The organism is Lentilactobacillus hilgardii DSM 20176 = ATCC 8290, from assembly GCF_000159315.1.
Lineage (GTDB): Bacteria > Bacillota > Bacilli > Lactobacillales > Lactobacillaceae > Lentilactobacillus > Lentilactobacillus hilgardii.
In genome coordinates this window covers 1-1,097 of the sequence record NZ_GG670011.1, presented here as the reverse complement: position 1 = coordinate 1,097, position 1,097 = coordinate 1, and the positions used below count along the sequence as shown (strand labels likewise).

Below are 1,097 nucleotides of genomic sequence, written 5' to 3'. Positions count from 1 at the left end.
GTCTCTCAAAAGGAAGGAATTTTTACATGCCAACTCGTTACGACAAAGAATTCAAACAAAACATTATCAACCTATATAAGCAAGGCGAATCAGCTGCCCAACTGGCCAGAGAATATGGCATTGGCTATTCAACCGTTCATAAGTGGATCCAGGGCCAAGCCAAAACTCAATCCGGTAAATCGCCAGACGAAATTAAAGCGATGGAAAAGCGGCTGACTTCCCTGTCTGAGGAGAACGAAATCCTAAAAAAAGCCCTGGGCTTCCTTGCGCAGAAGTAACCAATATTTTTGATTACATTCACCAAGAAAGCCATCACCACCAGGTAACTAAGCTGTGCCGAATCCTCGGTGTTTCCAGAGCTCAGTATTATCGTTATCGATCCCCAAAGCCTTCAAAACGCCGGGCCGAAGATGAGGACTTAAAACAACGGATTCTGCGGATCTTTGCGGAATTCAAGCAGCGATACGGCGTTATGAAGATCCACCATGAATTGAATCTGGAACTTCAACCACTGCAGCGTCGGTGCAGCCCAAGACGGATTTCCCGGCTCATGAAGGAACTGGATACCCACTCCGTTACCGTCAATAAATGGAAAGCGGCTTCGGCTTCCAAAACCAAGGTTGAACAGCGTCCCAACTTGCTTAAGCAGGATTTCTCGACCACTGGTTTAAATCAAAAATGGACCGCTGATATGACCTATATTCAAACGAAGCGTAATGGCTGGTGTTACTTATCAACCATCATGGATCTGCACTCAAGACGAATTATCGGCTATTCATTCTCAAAAAAGATGGCTACTGATTTAGTCTTAAAGACCCTGGAAAGCGCGGTTAAAAATCGAACCATTACTGGGGACCTGATTATCCACACAGACTTAGGATCACAGTACACCAGCGATGATTACAACCAACGGTTAACAGAACTACATATCCGCCACTCTTACAGCCGTAAGGGGTGTCCATACGATAATGCACCAATGGAATCTTTTCATGCTTCCCTCAAAAAGGAATGTGTTTATCCAGTGCCGGTCTTTGAGAATTATGAAACTGCCGCTGCTGTCCTTTTTGAATATGTGCATGCTTTCTACAATAGGAAGA

The 1,097-nt window shown here is 44.7% G+C and carries 2 protein-coding genes; both read left to right on the top strand.

Annotated features, from left to right (window positions below):
• A partial coding sequence (locus tag HMPREF0519_RS12650) for an IS3 family transposase (RefSeq protein ID WP_003636877.1) occupies positions 1–278 on the top strand: 278 nt, incomplete at its 5' end.
• 5 nt (positions 279–283) lie between these two features.
• A partial coding sequence (locus HMPREF0519_RS13740) for an IS3 family transposase (protein ID WP_154646073.1) occupies positions 284–1,097 on the top strand: 814 nt, incomplete at its 3' end.